Source organism: Clostridium sp. NSJ-49, from assembly GCF_014287725.1.
Classification (GTDB): Bacteria; Bacillota; Clostridia; order Clostridiales; family Clostridiaceae; genus Clostridium; species Clostridium disporicum_B.
The window spans coordinates 79,969-97,937 of sequence record NZ_JACOOP010000007.1 but is presented as its reverse complement, the minus strand read 5'-3'; the positions used below and the strand labels follow the sequence as shown (position 1 = coordinate 97,937).

Below are 17,969 nucleotides of genomic sequence, written 5' to 3'. Positions count from 1 at the left end.
GTATATGCTATTAGTTTTATCCAAAGGAGCAAAAATGATACTGAAAAATTTGAGTGATATAAAAAATCTTGGCCATAAAGGCCTTGATATATAAGGGTTAAGAAATATGATTAACCCTAAACGTAAAGATAAAAGGAGGTGAAACTATGGCATATAATTTAGTACCTGAAGCTAAACAAGGTTTAGCAAAATTCAAGAGCCAAGTTGCTACTGAAATGGGTGTTCCTTTTACAGATTACAATGGAGACCTTACTTCAAAACAATGTGGTAGCGTTGGTGGTGAAATGGTTAAACGTATGGTTGAACAATACGAATCAGGTTTAAAATAACCGCCATGCATAACACTCACTACATATGCTAGAATATCAACATCATAATCTTGTAAAAACTAGTATTTAAATAAAGAAGGAAATGTTTATTCATTTCCTCCTTTAGTTTTAACCTAAAAATATTAAGTATAAAAAAGTTTTATATTTATCAACTTATCTACTTGCTTTATTGAGTAATTGAAATTTTACTAGCAGTATAACTTTTAATTAAATCTATAATTTTGAATTATCAACTGAACTTTTTTATTTCCTCTAAATTCGTTTATCTCTGGAACACATACTACATCAATCTTTACCCTATTAGGATATCCATTAAATACCTTATTATATTCATCTTCTCCATAACTTACTTTTAAAGCTTCATCAAAATCATTTATATCTCCAAAGTATATTCCATCTATACAAAGATTACCGTCGCTTATCTTCAGCTTTAAAACATTTTTATCTTTACCTAAAATTTTTGCTTCTAATACTTTTAAATTTTTAATACCAAAAGTTGGTTTAGGATTAGCTTTTCCATAAGGCTCTAACTTAGTTATCTCTTCTATAAGGTTAAAATTTATATCTTTTAATGCCAAAGGCATATCAATAGATACTTTTGGAATAATATCTTCATCAGTTAAAGTAGTTTGAGTATTTAATCTTTTTCTAAACTCATTTATGTTTTCATTTGCAATAGACATTCCAGCAGCCATGGGATGCCCTCCAAATTTCCCCAATAAATCCTTACACTTTATTAATTCCTCAAACATATTATACTCTTCAATAGATCTTCCTGACCCCTTAGCTCCTTCGTGAGCTGATGTTAATACAATAGTTGGCAAATTATATTTTTCTCTTATTCTACCTGCGATTATTCCAGCTATGCTTTCATGAGTTTCCTCTAAGTATACAACTAATACTTTTTCTTTATTCATGTTGTTACATTCTATTATCTCAATAGCTTTCTCTAATCCTTCTCTTGTCAGTTCTTGTCTCTCTTTATTTAGTTCATTAAGCTTTTTAGCAAGTTCTTCTGCTTCCTTTTCATTTTTTGAAAGCAACATCTTTAAAGCCAACTCTGCTTGTTCTAAACGACCTGATGCATTTATACTTGGTCCAATAACAAAGCCTAATGCGTATACTGAAATGTCTTTATTATCAAGATCTGTTTCTTTAAATAAAGCTCTTAATCCTATATTATCAGTTTTATTAATTATCGTTAAACCTTCTTTTACGATTATTCTATTTTCTCCAATCAAATCAACTACATCACAAACAGTAGCAATAGCAACATATTGTAATAATTCAAGTGCTTCATTCTTATTTATTCCATAGGCTTCATACATACCTTCAATAAATTTATATGCAACTCCTGCACCACAAAGCTTTTTAAATGGATATTTGCATTCTTCTTGTTTAGGATTAATTACAGCATCACCTTCAGGAACTATAAATGTTCTATCACCATCTTCATTTTCAACAAAAGGTACATCATGGTGGTCAGTTATTATCACTTTTAGTCCTAATTCCTTAGCTAATTTTATTTGCTCTATAGCTGATATACCATTGTCACATGTTATTATTAAATCTACTTTATCAGCATAAGCATTTTTTATTATATTTTCATTAATTCCATATCCATCCTTTATTCTATCTGGAATCACATAACTTACATTAGCTTTACATTTTTTTAATCCACTATAAAGTACATAGGAACTTATTACTCCATCAACATCATAATCTCCTACAATAAGAATTTTTTCACCTTTATCTATGCTATCTTTCATTATTTTTATAGCTTTATCCATATCTAAAAGCTTTTTGTAATCTTCAAAATCATCTATTTTGCTATTTAAAAAACTATTAGCCTCTTCTAATTTATAAATATCTCTATTAACTAATAATCTAGCTACTACATTGCTAACTCCAAGAGCTTTAGCAAATGCTTCACAGTTAAATTTAACATTTCTAACTGTCCACTTTTCCATACTTACTCACCCCTTTTTCTTAGTTAAAAGTTAATATTTTATAGTTAATGATTCAGGAAAAAAGCCAGCTATACGCTGACTTTCAAACTTGCATTATAAAAAAATCGTCTAAACCATTTTCCTTTTTAACTCTTAACTTTTAATTCTTTGCTATTAACTTATTTAAAAAGCATCCCTTTTTGTAGCTCTTCTACTTTATCTGGTGCAGCATGCTTTAATAATTCAAAAGCAAATGGTATTGCCGCTGCAGGACCTCTTCCTGTTATTATATTTCCATCTACTACAACTAATTCTTCTTTGTAGTTACAATTTCCAAGTTGATCTTGGAATCCTGGATAACATGTAACATTTTTACCTTCTGAAATTTTAAGTTTTCCTAAAGTTATTGGACCTGCACATATTGCAGCTACTATTTTATTATTCTTATAGAAATCCATAACAACTTCATTTACTTTCTCATCATCTCTTAGGTTAACTGATCCTGGCATTCCTCCTGGTAAAACTATCATATCATATTCCAAAACTTCATCATTTAATAACTTGTCAGCTTCTACAACCACGTCATGCGATGTTCTAACATTTTGAGATTTTGTTCCAAAAGTATGACAACATACCCCTGCCCTTCTCATTATATCTACTACTGTTAAACCTTCTAAAGTTTCAAATCCATCTGCTAATAACACAGCAACCTTCATCATAAAACCTCCCTTTATTGATTAAATTCTGCTTCTACAACTTCATCTTCAAAAGCAGTAACCATAACTGTTGTTCCTCTACCTGCCCTGTTTTGAAGCTTAATTTCATTTATATTTACAACTTTTATTTCTTTATTTCTTGTAGTTAAAGTTAAATCTACATTAGCTAAACCTACGGCGATTTCATCATCAGATAAGCTATTTTTCAATTCAACGACTTTACCCATTATTACAAAGTCATCATCTCTTAAGCTTATTCCGGTAACCCCTGATGCAACTCTTCCCATAGTGCTTACACTTTCCTCTAGGAATCTTATAGCCATACCATTCTTAGTTGCTATAATTACATTTCCATTACCCTCACTACATATATTAACTGAAACAACAACATCATTTTCATACTTTAATTTATATGCCACTTGATAAGCATAATTACCATCATACTCTTTTAATAATGTCTTTTTTATCATTCCCTTTTTAGTAAAGAAATACACTAACTTATTATCATCATAGCTCTTCAGTGAGTATACATCTATTATCTTCTCTTTTGATGTGTATCCTTCTATAACTTTTTCTAAAGGAATCTCTGTTTCTGTTACATTTTGAATTAAGAATGTTGGTAACTTAAATACATTTCCTTTATCAGTGAATAAAAGTAATTCACTTGCTGTGTCTGTATTTACTTTCAATCTATCACTGCTTCTACCTCTAGAAAATGATTTTATAGTCCCTTTTTGAGTTACTCCTACCCAGAACTGTTTATACTCAATTTGTTCTACATACTCTACTTTTATAACTTCATCATTAGCAGTTAAGTTAAATAATGATAATCCTAAAACATTTCTTGGTGTATCTTCAAGAGTAGGTATTTCAAGCGTAAATTTTAATCCATTTTTAGATTCAACACTTAAAAATGACTTATTTTCATCACAATCAAGCATTATTACATCGATTATAACCTCACCATCTTTAAGCTTTACAGCTTGTAATTTGCTATAATTTGTTTGGAATTTATCTAAAGAACTCTTTTTTATAGTTCCCTTATTTGTTATAAATTGAATAGATTTATTAGAGTCAAATAACGGAACAGACATTACTTGTACTATATTCTCGTCATCTAAGTTTAATGTTTTAATAATAGAATCTATTCTTTCACCTTTCTCTTTCCATTTTAATTCTGGAATATTAATTCCTTTTGTTTGATACATATTTCCTTTGTCGGTAAATACTATTAAACTTTCAGTTGTGTTAGATTTAACCAAGAATTTAAGTTCGTCACCTTCTCTATAATCTATATCATCAGCATTAGAATTAGATCTATTATATGTCTTAAGAGGTATTCTCTTTATAAACCCATCTTTAGAAAGAGTTATCATTACATCCTCTACAACTATTAGTTCTTCTATATCAATCTTAGCTTCACTATCATCTTCAACTATTTTAGTTCTTCTAGGATTTCTATAATTATCAGTTATTTCCTTTAACTCTGACTTTATAACCTTAAGAAGTTCTTTTTCATCTGCTAATATCTTTCTTAATCTCTTAATCGTCTTTTCAAGCTCTGCATATTCTTTTTGGAATACCTTTATCTCAAGGCCTGTTAATCTATAAAGCATAAGCTCTAATATAGCTTCTGCTTGAAGTGCACTGAAACCAAACTTAGCTATAAGATTTTCCCCTGCATCCTTTTTAGACTTAGATTCTCTTATTGTTTTAATTACTTCATCTAAAACATCTATAGCTTTTATAAATCCTTCAACAATATGGTGTCTCTTTTCAGCTACTTCTAGCTCTCTTATAGTTCTTCTTGTCACTATATCCTTTTGATGGTTAACATAGTGAGTTATTATAGTTTTTAACCCCATAGTCTGAGGTTTGCCATTTGCTAAAGCAACCATATTAAAGCTTAAATTAGATTGTAGATCTGTTTTCTTAAATAAGTATTTTAATACTTTATCTGCAACATCTTTGTCTGCAGCTTTTTTAAGTTCAATTACAGCTCTAACACCACTTCTATCTGATTCATCTCTTATATCAGTAATGGCTTCTAAAGCTTTTTGATGTCTTTTATCTCCAGTCATTTCAGAGATTGTTTGAAGTATCTTTGATTTATTTCTTCTATACGGGAATTCTGTTATAACTATTCCCCATCTGCCATTCTCTAATTTTTCTATATCAGTCTTAGCTCTTAATGTAACCTTTCCTTCTCCAGTTTCATAGGCAGCTAATAAAGAGTTTTTACCTATTAAAACTCCTCCTGTTGGAAGATCTGGTGCTTTTATATATTCCATTAACTCTTTTGTAGTTATTTCTGGATTATCAATATATGCAAGCACACCATCTGTTACTTCTCCTAAGTTATGAGGTGGTATATTAGTAGCTAATCCTACCGCTATACCAAAGGTTCCATTAACTAAAAGATTTGGATATCTAGATGGTAATACTTTAGGTTCCATTTCTGAATCAGAATAGTTTGGAACCATATCTACTGTATTTTTATCTATATCTTTTAGCATTTCCATAGCTATCTTGGAAAGTCTAGCCTCAGTATAACGCATTGCTGCAGCTCCATCACCATCCATAGAACCGAAGTTACCGTGTCCATCAAATAAAGGTTCTCTTGTAGAAAAGTTTTGAGCCATTAATACCATAGCATCATAAACTGATGAATCTCCATGAGGATGGAATTTACCTAGTACGTCTCCTACTATTCTTGCAGACTTATAATATGGTCTATCTGGAAAAGCCTTTAACATATATGCACCATAAAGTATTCTTCTATGTACCGGCTTTAATCCATCTCTAACATCTGGCAACGCTCTATCCTTAGCAACTTCTACTGCATAAGGAAGGTAGTTATCAGGCATAGCCTCTTCAAGAGGTACTCTTAAAATATTATTATCTCTTGGAATATTGTGTTCCTTCTTAGCCATTAAAAAGCTCCTTTCGTACTATTTAAAATTCCGCATACTTATACATATAATTTTTTCTCGGTTCAACTACATCTCCCATTAATAGAGATACCATTTTCTCAGCCTTAGCTGCATCTTCTATGGTAACTTGGAAAAGAGTTCTAGTCTCAGGATTTAATGTTGTATCCCAAAGTTGGTCTGGATTCATTTCTCCAAGTCCTTTATATCTTTGAATTACTGCGCCTTTACCGATTTCTTTTTTTACCTTTTCTAACTCATCATCACTATAAGCATATTTATGAACTTCTTTTCCCTTAACAGTTTTATAAACCTTATATAATGGTGGTTGAGCTAAATAAAGATGTCCATTCTGTATAAGAGGTCTCATATATCTATAAATGTATGTCATCCATAATGTTCTGATATGATATCCATCAACATCGGCATCACTCATAATTATTATTTTGTCATACTTTAAATCTTCTTCTCTATAGTTATCTAAAGTTCCTGTTCCTACTGCAATATTAAATATTTTCAGTTCTTCAGACGCTAATACATTTTCAAGTTTTTGCTTTTCAGTATTCATTATCTTACCTTTTGATGGCATAATAGTTTGGAATCTTCTATCTCTAGCTTGCTTTGCAGAACCTCCCGCAGAATCTCCCTCAACTACGATAAACTCATTAACTGTATTATCTTTTAATGTACATACAGCAACTTTACCAGCTAACGGTGCAGTACCCTTACCTATTTTCTTCTTTTCAGCTTCATTTATCTTTTTAATCTTTTCTCTTCTTTGAGCAGTAGCTAATGCATTATTTATAATCGTTGTTGCAAGCTCTTTATTATCTTCTATCCATTCACCAAGTCTAGTGTATGCTAAATCATTCATCATTGTATAGGCTTCTGAACTTCCTAGCTTAGTCTTAGTTTGTCCTTCAAATATAGGATTAGTAATTTTAATTCTTACTATAGCAGTCATACCTTCTCTAAGGTCATCACCTTCAAAATCCTTATCCTTTTCTTTTACAAGCCCTAATTTTCTAGCCCACTCTTTGAAAGCTCTTGTCATACCAGTTTTAAATCCAGCTTCATGAGTACCAGCTTCAGTAGTTGGAATATTATTAACATAGCTTGCTATATATTCTGTAGTTGAATCAGTAAATTGAATACATACCTCTCCAAACATCTGTATATTATCTACAGTTCTTTCTCCTTCAAAAATAATTGGATTTGGATGTAATACCGTCTTACTTTCATTTAAATATTCAATGAAATCTAGTAAACCTCTTTCAGAGTAATACTCTTTAACTACCTCTTCATCTTTTCTTCTATCTATAAGCTCTAAACGTATCCCTTTATTTTGGAATGCTAATTCTTTTAATCTCTCATCTATTATGTCAAATTTAAAATCTGTAGTAGAGAAAATTTCATTATCAGGCTTAAATGTTACTTTTGTTCCAGTAGTCTTAGATTTTCCTACTACCTCTAAAGCTGTAACTGGAGTACCTGGCATATCCTTCTTAAGTTCTTTATCATAAGCAAATTCGAATCTTTGTCTGTAAATATTACCATTTTGATGCACTTCAACTTCTAACCATTTTGATAAGGCATTAACTACAGCAGCTCCAACACCATGAAGCCCTCCAGAGGTTTTATAATTCTTATTATTAAATTTTCCTCCTGTATGTAATTCTGTAAATACCATTTCAACTCCAGACTTCTTTTTAGTTGGGTGAATTCCAGTTGGTATTCCTCTTCCATTATCTATAACAGTAATACTTTTATCTTTATTGATAATTATTGTTGCTTTATCCCCATAACCATTTGAAATTTCATCAATGGAGTTGTCTAAAATTTCCCATATGCAATGATGTAATCCCTTAGTTCCAGTTGAACCTATATACATACCTGGTCTTACTCTAACTGGCTCAAGTTTTTCTAAAGATGTTAAGTCTGTTACATCATATCTATTATCTATATTATTACTCATATAAACCTCCAAGAAAAATCTATATAAAACCTATCTTTTTTTCAATTAATTCTGTCATATCTTTTAATTTTACATAAACATACTTTCGATTGCAAATTTATTTCTAAAAACTTTTAAAAATAGCTATTATCTGGTAATTTTTTCACTTTTACTTTACATACTTATATTATCCCGTATTTTATGAATTAGCAAAGTTTTTCAGAAACCAAAAAAGTCAACGCATACTAAACGTTGACTTCTTTTATTTTTTATACTATTCCTTGAGCCATCATAGCTTCTGCAACTTTGTTAAATCCAGCAATATTTGATCCCATTAATATATTGCCTTCTTCTCCATATTCTTTAGCCGCTTCAGCAGATTGTCTATATATATTAACCATTATATCTTTTAATTTATTATCAACTTCCTCAAATGTCCAAGATAATCTCATACTATTTTGTGACATTTCTAGTGCTGAACAAGCAACTCCACCAGCATTTGCTGCTTTTGCAGGTCCAAATAATATACCATTTTCTTGGAACACTTTTATAGCATCTAAGCTCGAAGGCATATTAGCTCCTTCTGCTACTACTTTAGTTCCATTTGATACTAGAACTTTAGCTGATTCTTCATCTATTTCACCTTGAGTTGCACATGGAAGAGCTACGTCACACTTAATATTCCATATTCCTCTGCATCCTTCAACATACTTAGCAGTTGGAACATAGTTTAAATAATCTTTAATTCTACCTCTTTTAACTTCTTTAATTTCCTTAACTGCATCTAAGTTAATTCCATTTTCATCATATATATATCCATTAGAATCACTTAAAGCTACTACTTTTGCCCCTAATTCAGTAGCCTTCTTTGTTGCGTATATAGCAACATTTCCTGAGCCTGATATAACTACAGTTTTACCTGCTAATGATAAGTTATTATCCTTCATCATTTCTTCTGTGAAGTAAATTAATCCATATCCAGTTGCTTCAGTTCTAGTTAAACTTCCACCGTAAGTTAAGCCTTTACCTGTTAAAACTCCAGGGTCATTTGCACCTCTTAGCTTTTTATAATATCCGTACATATATCCAATTTCTCTTGCACCTACCCCAATATCTCCTGCAGGTACATCTGTATCTTGACCTATATGTCTATAAAGCTCTGCCATAAAGCTTTGACAGAATCTCATTACTTCTCCATTTGATTTTCCTTTAGGGTCAAAGTCTGATCCGCCTTTTCCTCCACCTATTGGAAGTCCAGTTAAAGAATTTTTAAATATTTGCTCAAATCCTAAGAATTTAATAATACTAGCATTAACTGTTGGATGGAATCTTAATCCTCCTTTATATGGCCCTATAGCACTATTAAATTGTACTCTAAATCCTCTATTTACTCTAACATTTCCATTATCATCTACCCATGGAACCCTAAACATAATTTGTCTTTCTGGTTCAACAATTCTTTCTAATAAACCTGCTTCAATATATTCTGGATGTTTATCAAAAACTGGTGATAAAGATAATAAAACCTCTTTAACCGCATCTAAAAATTCTTTCTCTCCTGCATTTCTATTACTAACTTCATCTAAAACTTTTAATACGTACTCTCTTCCATTCATATATATCGCCCCTAACATTCTTTTTCTATTAAATGATACAACATATTTTAAATATTTTCCATGTTATTTCATATTTTTTTGCTGAAATATCAAAAATTTAACATAATATTTAGATTTATTTTATGAATATATCAACTTTTATATTAAAATACTAATACTAAATTTAACGTTTTTTTAAATATATTTTAACACAAGGAGACTAAGTATGAAAATTGGATATGCCTGTACTCCACTTATGGTTCCATATAAAACAACAAGAAAATTAACTCTTTCAAATTATTCTGAAGAAAAAGTCTCTTTACTAATAAAAGAAAATCTTGAAGACTTATATTCTATACTTTATTATAACAATTCTAAAAACATTAATTTTTTTAGAATAAGCTCTGATGTAATTCCTTTAGGGAGCCATCCAATAAATAACTATAATTGGTGGGATAATAATAAAAATCTTTTAGATAAAATAGGTTCTTATATAAAAACAAATAATATTAGAGTATCCATGCATCCAGGTCAATATACGCTTTTAAACTCTCCTAAAAAAGAAGTTGTAGAAAAATCTATATGTGATTTAAAGTTTCATTGCAAATTTTTAGATAGCCTTAACTTACCATCAAGTCATAAAATAGTTCTTCATGTTGGTGGTGTTTACGGAAATAAAAAAAGCGCTATAGAAAGATTTATAACTGAGTACAACAATTTAGATAATAATATTAAGAAAAGATTAATAATAGAAAATGATGAACGCTTTTTTTCTATATATGATTTATTAGATATTTATACTAAATGCAAAGTACCAATAGTATTTGATAATCTACATTATGAATGTTACGGAGATACTTCTATGTCTATACCTGAATTATTGCCATTAATACAAAGAACCTGGAAAAAAGATGATGGAGATATGAAGGTACACTATAGTATACAAGATATTACTAAAAAGAGCGGTGCTCATTCTCCCACTATTTTTATAGATAATTTTCTAGCTTACATAAATAATTACGATTTCTCAAATATAGATATAATGCTAGAAGTCAAAGACAAAGAAGTTTCTGCAATAAAGGCAATAAACTCTATAAACTATCTTAATAATAACTTTTCTTATATTGATTATTTAAACGAGATACAAGCCTATCAATTATTTGTATTAGAAAAATATGATTATAGTGGTATATCTAAATTGAAAGATATAAAACCTCAAAACAATTTTTTAAAGCTATACACATTTATAGATTCATTAATCTATGAAGAATATAACGAAGTATCATTTAGGCGTGCATTAAACCAAGGATTTGAATCTATAAGAAAGGATTTAAATTCAAAAGAAATTAATCATTATAACAAAAACTATAAAGATCAATCCTATTCAAAGTGTAAAGAATACCTAAAAAAATTAAGTGATAAATACAATTTACCACTTAATAACACATACTACTTTATTTATTAATATATAAGTACAAAGCTCACTTACTAGGTGAAAAGTCAACTATGTTGAGATGAAAAAGCTGCTGACGTAGCTATAAAAAGTTAACTTAAGTTAAAGTGAAAAGTATTACGGTAGTAACTTTTCAATATTGCCTAAAGCAATCTTTTTCCTGTCACGTTAGTGACATTTTCACCTTTTCACAAGAAAACCTTTCACCAAAGTTCTTTGCACTTTATCTTCTCATATCTTCAACCAATTTTTCTATAAACTTTACTTTCTTTCCCTTTATATACATGGCTATTGGAATATTTGCTAAAATCCCCATAACTGTCCCACATATAATATCCATCATAGTATCAATCAAACTATTGTTTTGTGATGTAAATCCAAATAATTGGTCTGTACTAAACTCCCAAATTTCCCATACTCCTGCTGCTGCAATTGAAAATATTATAGAGAATACTACTCCCATCATTGGATTAACAGCTTCTTTATCATCAGTTTTAACTAATGTTAAATAGAATATAAATCCTATGTACGCTATTATTATCCCTGAAATTAAATGAAGTATCTTATCATATCCTGGAATTATTATATAGAAATCTAATACACTTCCTAAATACATCGCAGCAAATACAAATATAAATATTAAATAGAAACTTATTCTTGATCTTCTTAAGAATGTTTTCTTATAAACAAAGTACATAATCCATGAGGTCACTGCTGCTAATCCTATTCTAAATGTATGAACACCCTCTTTAGCCATCATATCATATACCAAGGTTATAGCTAATATAGCCATATATACTAAATTAATAATTAGTGCTTTATCTTTTTTCAAATCCAAAGCTAATGCCTCCTCTATTGCTTTAATATAGATAAAACTCATTATTTAGATGATTCTTCTAAGTTACTTTTAACTATTAAAGCAGTTACTCCTCCTACTATTAATCCCCCAAGATGTGCAAAATTATCTATATTACTTAATGAAACGCCTATAATTATGTTAATAATTATAACTTGAACAATATTCATCATATAACTTTTTCCTATTTTATCTCTATGTTTATATCCAAATATCAACATAGCTCCTAAAAGTCCAAAAATAGCTCCAGAGGCTCCTACCGATATAGAGTATGGACTAAAGATATAACTAAATATACTTCCTCCAAGTGCTGCCATTAAATATATTATTAAATATTTTTTACGCCCAAAAACATATTCAACTTCTGAACCTATTATCTTTAATGCATACATATTAAAAGCTAAGTGCATAATTCCACCATGTAAAAAGGCACAAGTTAACAAACGCCAAACTTGTCCATGATTAATTAATTCATTAACTTTTGCACCGAGTATTACTAATACATATGTATTAGTATCTAATAAATTTCTAGATATTATTGCTGTTAATATATAAATTAATATATTTAATCCTATTATTATATAAGTCAGTTTATTATCTTTAAACCTATTTTTATGCTTCTTCTCTTTTACACTCATATATTCACATATTTTAAGGAGAGGCTTACAGCCATCTCCGCTGTAAACCACTCTTTCTTCTGTTAATGAATAAATAAGTTTATTATATTGTCCTAAATACTCTTGTGGTATTTCATCTCTTTTAGTTGTAATAACTACATTTATAGCTATAGGCTTAGTAAACATTTTGCTTAATTGTTCATAAGCTTCGGTATAAAGCGCATTTGCATTATTTTCATTGCATACTATAACACAATAGGCATAATTCTCATTTTCTGATATTGCAACCCACCTATTTTCGTTCTTAGATGAACTGAAATAATCTTTTATATAAAAACCATATCTATTAATTAATATATTAAAAAACTTATCTTCAAACTTTTTCATCTTAAATATCTTTCTCTAACATATCTAATAATTCATTAAATCTCTCAATAGTAGCTTCTAAAGGCTTAGGTGTTGTCATATCAACTCCAGCTTTCTTTAATATTTCTATTGGATAATTACTTCCACCACTCTTTAAGAAACCAGTATATTTCTCAACAGCATTTGGCTCTTTATCTAAAATTGATTTAGCAAAAGCAGATGCAGCTGCATAACCTGTTGCATATTGATATACATAGAAATCATTATAGAAGTGAGGAATTCTTGACCATTCAACATCTATATCATTGTCTACAATTATATCTTCTCCAAAATATTTTTGGTTTAACTCGTGCCATTTAGCATTATAATCCTCTGCAGTTAGTGGAATTCCTTTTTCAAAGCTTTCATGAGTATAAAGTTCAAACTCTGCAAACATTATTTGTCTAAATACAGTAGTTCTTATTTGTTCTAGCTCTTGATTTATTAAATAAAGTTTTTTCTTTGCATCAGTTTCCTTATTTATTAAATGATTGATAAGTAACGCTTCATTAGTTGTTGAAGCAACTTCTGCACAGAATATTGAATACCCAGCATAATAATAGCTTTGCTCTTTTCTTGAATAGTAAGAATGTATTGAGTGTCCCATCTCATGAACTAAGGTTGATACATCATTTAAATCGTAATTATAGTTTAATAATACAAATGGTTTTGTATCATATCCACCCCATGAATATGCTCCACCTCTTTTACCTTTGTTGATATACTTATCTATCCATCCACCTTCAATTCCACCTTTAAATATCTCTAGATACTCTTCCCCAAGTGGATTAAGGCCTTCTATTGCCATTTCAACACCTTTATCAAACTCTATATGCTCTTTATCAATTTCTATAACCGGAACATATAAATCATACATATGCATTTCATCAAGTCCTAACAACTTCTTCTTAACTCTTACATATCTATGAAGTGATGATAAATTATCATTTATAGTTTTAACAGCATTTTTATAAACTTCTACAGGAATATCGTTTGGTTTTAACGCTGCTTCTAATGCGCTATTATAATTTCTAATCTTAGCAGAAAAATTAAACGCTTTAATAGAACTTGAAAGTGTTGTTCCTAACGTATTTTCAAAGTCCTTGTAATGTCCAAATAACTTCTTAAATGCAGCCTCTCTTACACTTCTATCCTTAGATTTTATAAATGAAGAATAATTTCCTTCTGTTAATTCTACTTCATGCCCATCTTCATCTTTAATATTTCCAAACTTCATATCAGCATTAGTCATTATATTATGAATTGATGATGGCGCATCAAGACAATCAGAAGCAGCAGCTAAAAGTTCCTCTTCCTTCTTGCTTAATACATGAGGTTTTTCCTTAATGATATTAAGTAATAAAAATTCGTATGGTTTTAAACCATCTAATCTTTTTATCTCTTCTTCTATAAATCCATCTGGTAAAGTTAATAATTCTGGAACGAAATATGCTGAATATGTTGCATACTCTGCCATATAAGCATCAATCTTATTCATCATACTTTGATACTTAGGATTTGATGTATCTTCATCTGACTTTAAATGTGCATAAACATATATTTTTTCAGCTTTTCTAGAAATTTCTTCGTTTAACTCTAAGTATTCTATTAATACATCACCATTTTTAAGTTTTCCTTCAAACCATTTAAGCTTTGGAGCTTCTTCTTGAAGTTCTTTATATTCTTTTTCCCAAGCCTCATCGCTAGGATAAACTTCATTAACACTCCATTTATCTATTTCTTGAATTTCCTCTCTCTTCTTTAAAACCTTACTTTCCATAGCATTACTAACCATTATAGGTTACTCCTTTCTACTTATATTCTTCTTCTTTTCCTTCTATATCATTGAAGGCCTTTTCCATAGCTTCATGAATTAATTCTAAAGCTAAAGATAGTTTCTCATTAATATATCCATGATCATCTTCATATTTAAATGTAATTAAGAATGTTGGATTGTATTCATCATCAACATCTTCAATCTTAAATCCTTCTTCTTCAAATATAGAATAATTAAATACATCATATATACCAGAGTATTCCCACTCTTCAACATCTTTATTTGTGTCAAATTTTATATAAACAGTATCTCCTTTTACATAAAACCCTTTTACATATTCAGCTTCAACAGATACTTGATAACTTCCTAACTCTTTTGTAACAAATCCTGTTTCAGCATCTCTTTCCATTAATATTAAACTTGAGTAATCCATATTTATATTCTCCTTCTATTCTTCCATTGTTTTCATTTTTTTGTCTTATCCTTATTATATGTTTCCTTCTTTAATTATACAATATCCACTTTACATATTTACAATTTATGGTAATATATTAACATAGAGTTTTTTTGGGGGCGATTTTATGGTGCAAAAGCGTTCTAAAAAAAATAGGACATACACTAGAGTCCAACGCTTAAAAAAACGTAGAAAAAAGTTATTTTCAATAATTTTTCCTCTAGTTCTTATTGTGTTATTGATTACTGGTGGAGTCTTATTAAAAGTTAAGTATGTTTCTTACAAATGTAGCAATTTAACTTATGCAATTGACTACTACTTCACTAATTGGAAAGATAAAGATCTAAGAATCAACAGAGTTCAAAATATGACTTTTATCGATAAGACTGAAGATAAAGTTGTAGTTGAAGCTTTTGGACTTAGTCATAATGAACCACATCAAAGAACTACATTAGTAGGTGAATTAACAAAAGATCCTAATGGCTCATGGGTAATGAACTCCTTAGCAAAAAAGGATAGTTCACAAGAAAATGTAGAATAAATCAAAGACAGTAGATAAGTTACCTAACCTTTCTACTGTCTTTTTTCCTACTATTTATCAGCTAATATATGATCAAATCTTCTTCCCATTTCAAAGCTATGGTAGTTAACTCCATCCTTTGAGTGATTATCTATAAAATCTTGCAACTCTATTTCATAAGTTTCACAACCATCTAATTCGATTGTTATCATATCTTCATCATCAATTTCAAAATTAGTTATTTCACCGTTATCGATCTCTTCGTTACCATAGTGGAAAACTACTCCACAATCTACTAACTCACTGTACAATTCTAATAATTCTTCTCTTGTGTCTCTTGTCATATTTCATTCTCCTTTTCATAATCAGACCTTACCTTTAAAAAGGTTATGTAAAAGCTGGTGCCTACTAAAACTTCACTTTCTGCAACTATACTGCCATTATGAGCTTCTATTATCTTTTTACTTAAAGATAATCCAATTCCAATACTTTTAGGATTTAAAGAATTCTTTCCCTTATAAAATCTTTTAAATATATTTTTAAGGTCTTTCTTTTCTATACCTTCGCCATTATCGCTTATAGTTACTGTAACACTTAATGGAGTTTCTTCAAGACAAACCTTTATATTTCCTCCTAAAGCCGTATGCTCTATAGAGTTTTTAATAATATTACTAAAAGCTTCTCCTATCCATTTCTCATCATGAAAGTAAAGGCCTTCACCCTTAAAATCTAATATAATATTTTGTTTCATTTTATCAGCTTTAACTTTTAAAGGCTGCATACAATAATTTATAGTATCTTTTAAAGAATGTAAAGACTTATTATAATTAATTGCATTACTTTCTATTCTGGCATATTTTAACAAGGTAGTGATAAGCCAATCCATTCTATCTAACTGGTCTGATGTTGAATCTATAAACTTAGTTCTAGTTTCACTATCCATCTTATTATGATTCTTTAAAATATCATTATACGTAATCAATGCAGAAAGTGGAGTTTTTAATTGATGAGATATATCATTAATAATATTTTTTAAATTAACTTTTTCTGCTTTAAGATCATTCAAAGCTCCTTCAAGCCGTTCTCCCATATCTATAAACTTATTGTAAAATACTGATAATTCACCTTCATTTAACGCTAACTGCTTATTATTAAACTTACCTTCAACCATATTATCTGCAATTTGTCCAAGAGTATTTAAGTTTTTAAAAATAGGTTTAATTATATATATAAATAAAATTAATAATATAGCCCAAATTACACCCACAAAGCCTATCCATATTTTTTTAAAATTATTATATTCATTTTTTATAATAGCATTCTTATATGGCAATATATTGTCATTATAATAGTATTTATCCATCACTAATTTTCCATAATCATAATACTTACTATACTCACCTTTTGTAATGATAGGTATTATATTTTCCTCAAGCTCAGGATTTTGTTCTAATATAGCTCCTACTAAGGCTATATTTTGCTTACCATATCTTGAACTAATATTATTAAACCAATTAGTTAAAAACATCATTGATATTAAAGTAAATATTATAAAAGAAATAACCGAAAGTATTATTATATTTTTAATCTCTCTATTCTTTAAAAGATTCATATAATTATACCTCCACGATTCTTTCTGCCCATCTATATCCTATGCCTCTTACAGTTTCTATATATTGTGGATTTTTAATATCATCTTCTATCTTTTCTCTTAATCTCTTTATATATACAGTAAGAGAATTCCCATCAACAAAATTACCATCAACATCCCATAGCTTTTCTAACAATGTAACTCTTTCAATAGCATTACCTTTATTCTTGATAAGAATTAACAACAATTTATATTCTATAGCTGTTAAATCTATATTGGCTCCATTCTTATAAACCTTATATTTTAAAGGCTCTATTAGTATATTGCCACTTCTTATTATCTCTTCAGAAGACTTAGTATTCGTTATTCCTTTTCTTCTTAGTACAGCATTTATTCTTGAAATAAGTTCCTTTACTCTTATAGGTTTAGTTACATAATCATCTCCACCCATATCTAAACCTAAAACAACATTAACCTCTTCATCACAAGCTGTCATGAAAATAATAGGTATTTCACTTTCCTTTCTTACTTCTCTACAAAAGTCATAACCACTGCCATCAGGTAACATCACATCAAGTAAAATTATATTAAAATCTAAAGATTTATAATTTGCTCTAGCCTCTTCAAGATTTTTAGCATGTACTACATAAAACCCCTCTTGTTTTAATGTATATTCAATTCCTAAAGCTAATGGTAAATCATCTTCTACAAATAAAATTTTAATCATATTATCCCCCTTCAATGCTAAATAGGAGCAGAATTTTCTCTACTCCTATCTCATATATCTTTTTTTTCATTTTTAAGTGAACTTCAGTATTAGTAA

General features: G+C 29.3%; 15 protein-coding genes. 3 read left to right on the top strand and 12 right to left on the bottom strand.

Features of this window, described 5'->3' with window-relative positions:
* Positions 1–146: 146 nt before the first annotated feature.
* Positions 147–329: an alpha/beta-type small acid-soluble spore protein gene (locus H8S10_RS04095; RefSeq protein ID WP_032117680.1), complete on the top strand. Its 183-nt coding sequence runs from the start codon at positions 147–149 to the stop codon at positions 327–329.
* Positions 330–532: 203 nt separating this feature from the next.
* On the opposite strand, the gene recJ is transcribed toward H8S10_RS04095, so the two are convergent.
* From recJ to gdhA, 5 genes are all read right to left on the bottom strand, one after another.
* On the bottom strand, positions 533–2,299 hold the full coding sequence (gene recJ / locus H8S10_RS04090) for a single-stranded-DNA-specific exonuclease RecJ (protein WP_186838002.1): 1,767 nt from the start codon (positions 2,297–2,299) through the stop codon (positions 533–535).
* Positions 2,300–2,457: 158 nt separating this feature from the next.
* Positions 2,458–2,997, bottom strand: coding sequence for a DJ-1 family glyoxalase III (locus H8S10_RS04085; protein WP_055264083.1), 540 nt, complete (start codon positions 2,995–2,997; stop codon positions 2,458–2,460).
* An 11-nt stretch (positions 2,998–3,008) separates the two neighbouring features.
* Positions 3,009–5,927: a DNA topoisomerase IV subunit A gene (locus H8S10_RS04080; protein ID WP_186838001.1), complete on the bottom strand. Its 2,919-nt coding sequence runs from the start codon at positions 5,925–5,927 to the stop codon at positions 3,009–3,011.
* A gap of 22 nt (positions 5,928–5,949) precedes the next feature.
* Entirely contained in the window at positions 5,950–7,899 is a 1,950-nt protein-coding gene (locus H8S10_RS04075; protein WP_186838000.1) for a DNA topoisomerase IV subunit B, read from the bottom strand.
* Positions 7,900–8,147: 248 nt separating this feature from the next.
* Positions 8,148–9,494, bottom strand: coding sequence for an NADP-specific glutamate dehydrogenase (gene gdhA / locus H8S10_RS04070; protein ID WP_186837999.1), 1,347 nt, complete (start codon positions 9,492–9,494; stop codon positions 8,148–8,150).
* Positions 9,495–9,699: 205 nt separating this feature from the next.
* Between gdhA and uvsE the strand changes: the two genes are divergently transcribed.
* Positions 9,700–10,938, top strand: a complete 1,239-nt coding sequence (gene uvsE, locus H8S10_RS04065; protein WP_186837998.1) for a UV DNA damage repair endonuclease UvsE — start codon at positions 9,700–9,702, stop codon at positions 10,936–10,938.
* 211 nt (positions 10,939–11,149) lie between these two features.
* On the opposite strand, the gene H8S10_RS04060 is transcribed toward uvsE, so the two are convergent.
* Genes H8S10_RS04060 through H8S10_RS04045 form a run of 4 tightly spaced genes read right to left on the bottom strand, consistent with a single transcriptional unit; the run spans position 11,150 to position 15,014 of the window.
* Positions 11,150–11,764: a hypothetical protein gene (locus tag H8S10_RS04060; protein ID WP_186837997.1), complete on the bottom strand. Its 615-nt coding sequence runs from the start codon at positions 11,762–11,764 to the stop codon at positions 11,150–11,152.
* A gap of 41 nt (positions 11,765–11,805) precedes the next feature.
* A complete protein-coding gene (locus H8S10_RS04055; protein ID WP_186837996.1) occupies positions 11,806–12,786 on the bottom strand; it encodes a rhomboid family intramembrane serine protease in 981 nt (326 codons plus the stop codon).
* A 1-nt stretch (position 12,787) separates the two neighbouring features.
* Entirely contained in the window at positions 12,788–14,599 is a 1,812-nt protein-coding gene (pepF, locus tag H8S10_RS04050) for an oligoendopeptidase F (RefSeq protein WP_243175824.1), read from the bottom strand.
* Positions 14,600–14,615: 16 nt separating this feature from the next.
* Positions 14,616–15,014 carry a DUF6762 family protein gene (locus tag H8S10_RS04045; protein ID WP_186837995.1) on the bottom strand — a complete coding sequence of 133 codons (399 nt, stop codon included), beginning with the start codon at positions 15,012–15,014 and terminating at the stop codon, positions 14,616–14,618.
* A gap of 148 nt (positions 15,015–15,162) precedes the next feature.
* Here H8S10_RS04045 and H8S10_RS04040 point away from each other — a divergent pair, with 148 nt between their 5' ends.
* Positions 15,163–15,576, top strand: coding sequence for a hypothetical protein (locus tag H8S10_RS04040; protein WP_186837994.1), 414 nt, complete (start codon positions 15,163–15,165; stop codon positions 15,574–15,576).
* A gap of 50 nt (positions 15,577–15,626) precedes the next feature.
* On the opposite strand, the gene H8S10_RS04035 is transcribed toward H8S10_RS04040, so the two are convergent.
* The 3 genes from H8S10_RS04035 to H8S10_RS04025 are packed head-to-tail and all read right to left on the bottom strand — an operon-like array spanning position 15,627 to position 17,873.
* On the bottom strand, positions 15,627–15,899 hold the full coding sequence (locus H8S10_RS04035) for a hypothetical protein (RefSeq protein WP_186837993.1): 273 nt from the start codon (positions 15,897–15,899) through the stop codon (positions 15,627–15,629).
* Positions 15,896–17,167, bottom strand: a complete 1,272-nt coding sequence (locus H8S10_RS04030) for a HAMP domain-containing sensor histidine kinase (RefSeq protein WP_186837992.1) — start codon at positions 17,165–17,167, stop codon at positions 15,896–15,898. Before H8S10_RS04030 ends, H8S10_RS04035 begins: the two co-directional genes overlap by 4 nt.
* A gap of 4 nt (positions 17,168–17,171) precedes the next feature.
* The gene (locus H8S10_RS04025) at positions 17,172–17,873 is read right to left on the bottom strand and encodes a response regulator transcription factor (protein WP_186837991.1); all 702 of its coding nucleotides are present in this window, start codon (positions 17,871–17,873) and stop codon (positions 17,172–17,174) included.
* Positions 17,874–17,969 lie beyond the last annotated feature (96 nt).

Coding starts and splice junctions, on each gene's coding strand:
- recJ (WP_186838002.1), bottom strand. CDS start 2,299: ATGGAAAAGTGGACAGTTAGAAATGTTAAATTTAACTGTGAAGCATTT.
- H8S10_RS04035 (WP_186837993.1), bottom strand. CDS start 15,899: ATGACAAGAGACACAAGAGAAGAATTATTAGAATTGTACAGTGAGTTA.
- H8S10_RS04025 (WP_186837991.1), bottom strand. CDS start 17,873: ATGATTAAAATTTTATTTGTAGAAGATGATTTACCATTAGCTTTAGGA.
- H8S10_RS04055 (WP_186837996.1), bottom strand. CDS start 12,786: ATGAAAAAGTTTGAAGATAAGTTTTTTAATATATTAATTAATAGATAT.
- H8S10_RS04080 (WP_186838001.1), bottom strand. CDS start 5,927: ATGGCTAAGAAGGAACACAATATTCCAAGAGATAATAATATTTTAAGA.
- gdhA (WP_186837999.1), bottom strand. CDS start 9,494: ATGAATGGAAGAGAGTACGTATTAAAAGTTTTAGATGAAGTTAGTAAT.
- H8S10_RS04030 (WP_186837992.1), bottom strand. CDS start 17,167: ATGAATCTTTTAAAGAATAGAGAGATTAAAAATATAATAATACTTTCG.
- H8S10_RS04085 (WP_055264083.1), bottom strand. CDS start 2,997: ATGATGAAGGTTGCTGTGTTATTAGCAGATGGATTTGAAACTTTAGAA.
- H8S10_RS04045 (WP_186837995.1), bottom strand. CDS start 15,014: ATGGATTACTCAAGTTTAATATTAATGGAAAGAGATGCTGAAACAGGA.
- pepF (WP_243175824.1), bottom strand. CDS start 14,599: ATGGTTAGTAATGCTATGGAAAGTAAGGTTTTAAAGAAGAGAGAGGAA.
- H8S10_RS04040 (WP_186837994.1), top strand. CDS start 15,163: ATGGTGCAAAAGCGTTCTAAAAAAAATAGGACATACACTAGAGTCCAA.
- H8S10_RS04075 (WP_186838000.1), bottom strand. CDS start 7,899: ATGAGTAATAATATAGATAATAGATATGATGTAACAGACTTAACATCT.
- H8S10_RS04095 (WP_032117680.1), top strand. CDS start 147: ATGGCATATAATTTAGTACCTGAAGCTAAACAAGGTTTAGCAAAATTC.
- uvsE (WP_186837998.1), top strand. CDS start 9,700: ATGAAAATTGGATATGCCTGTACTCCACTTATGGTTCCATATAAAACA.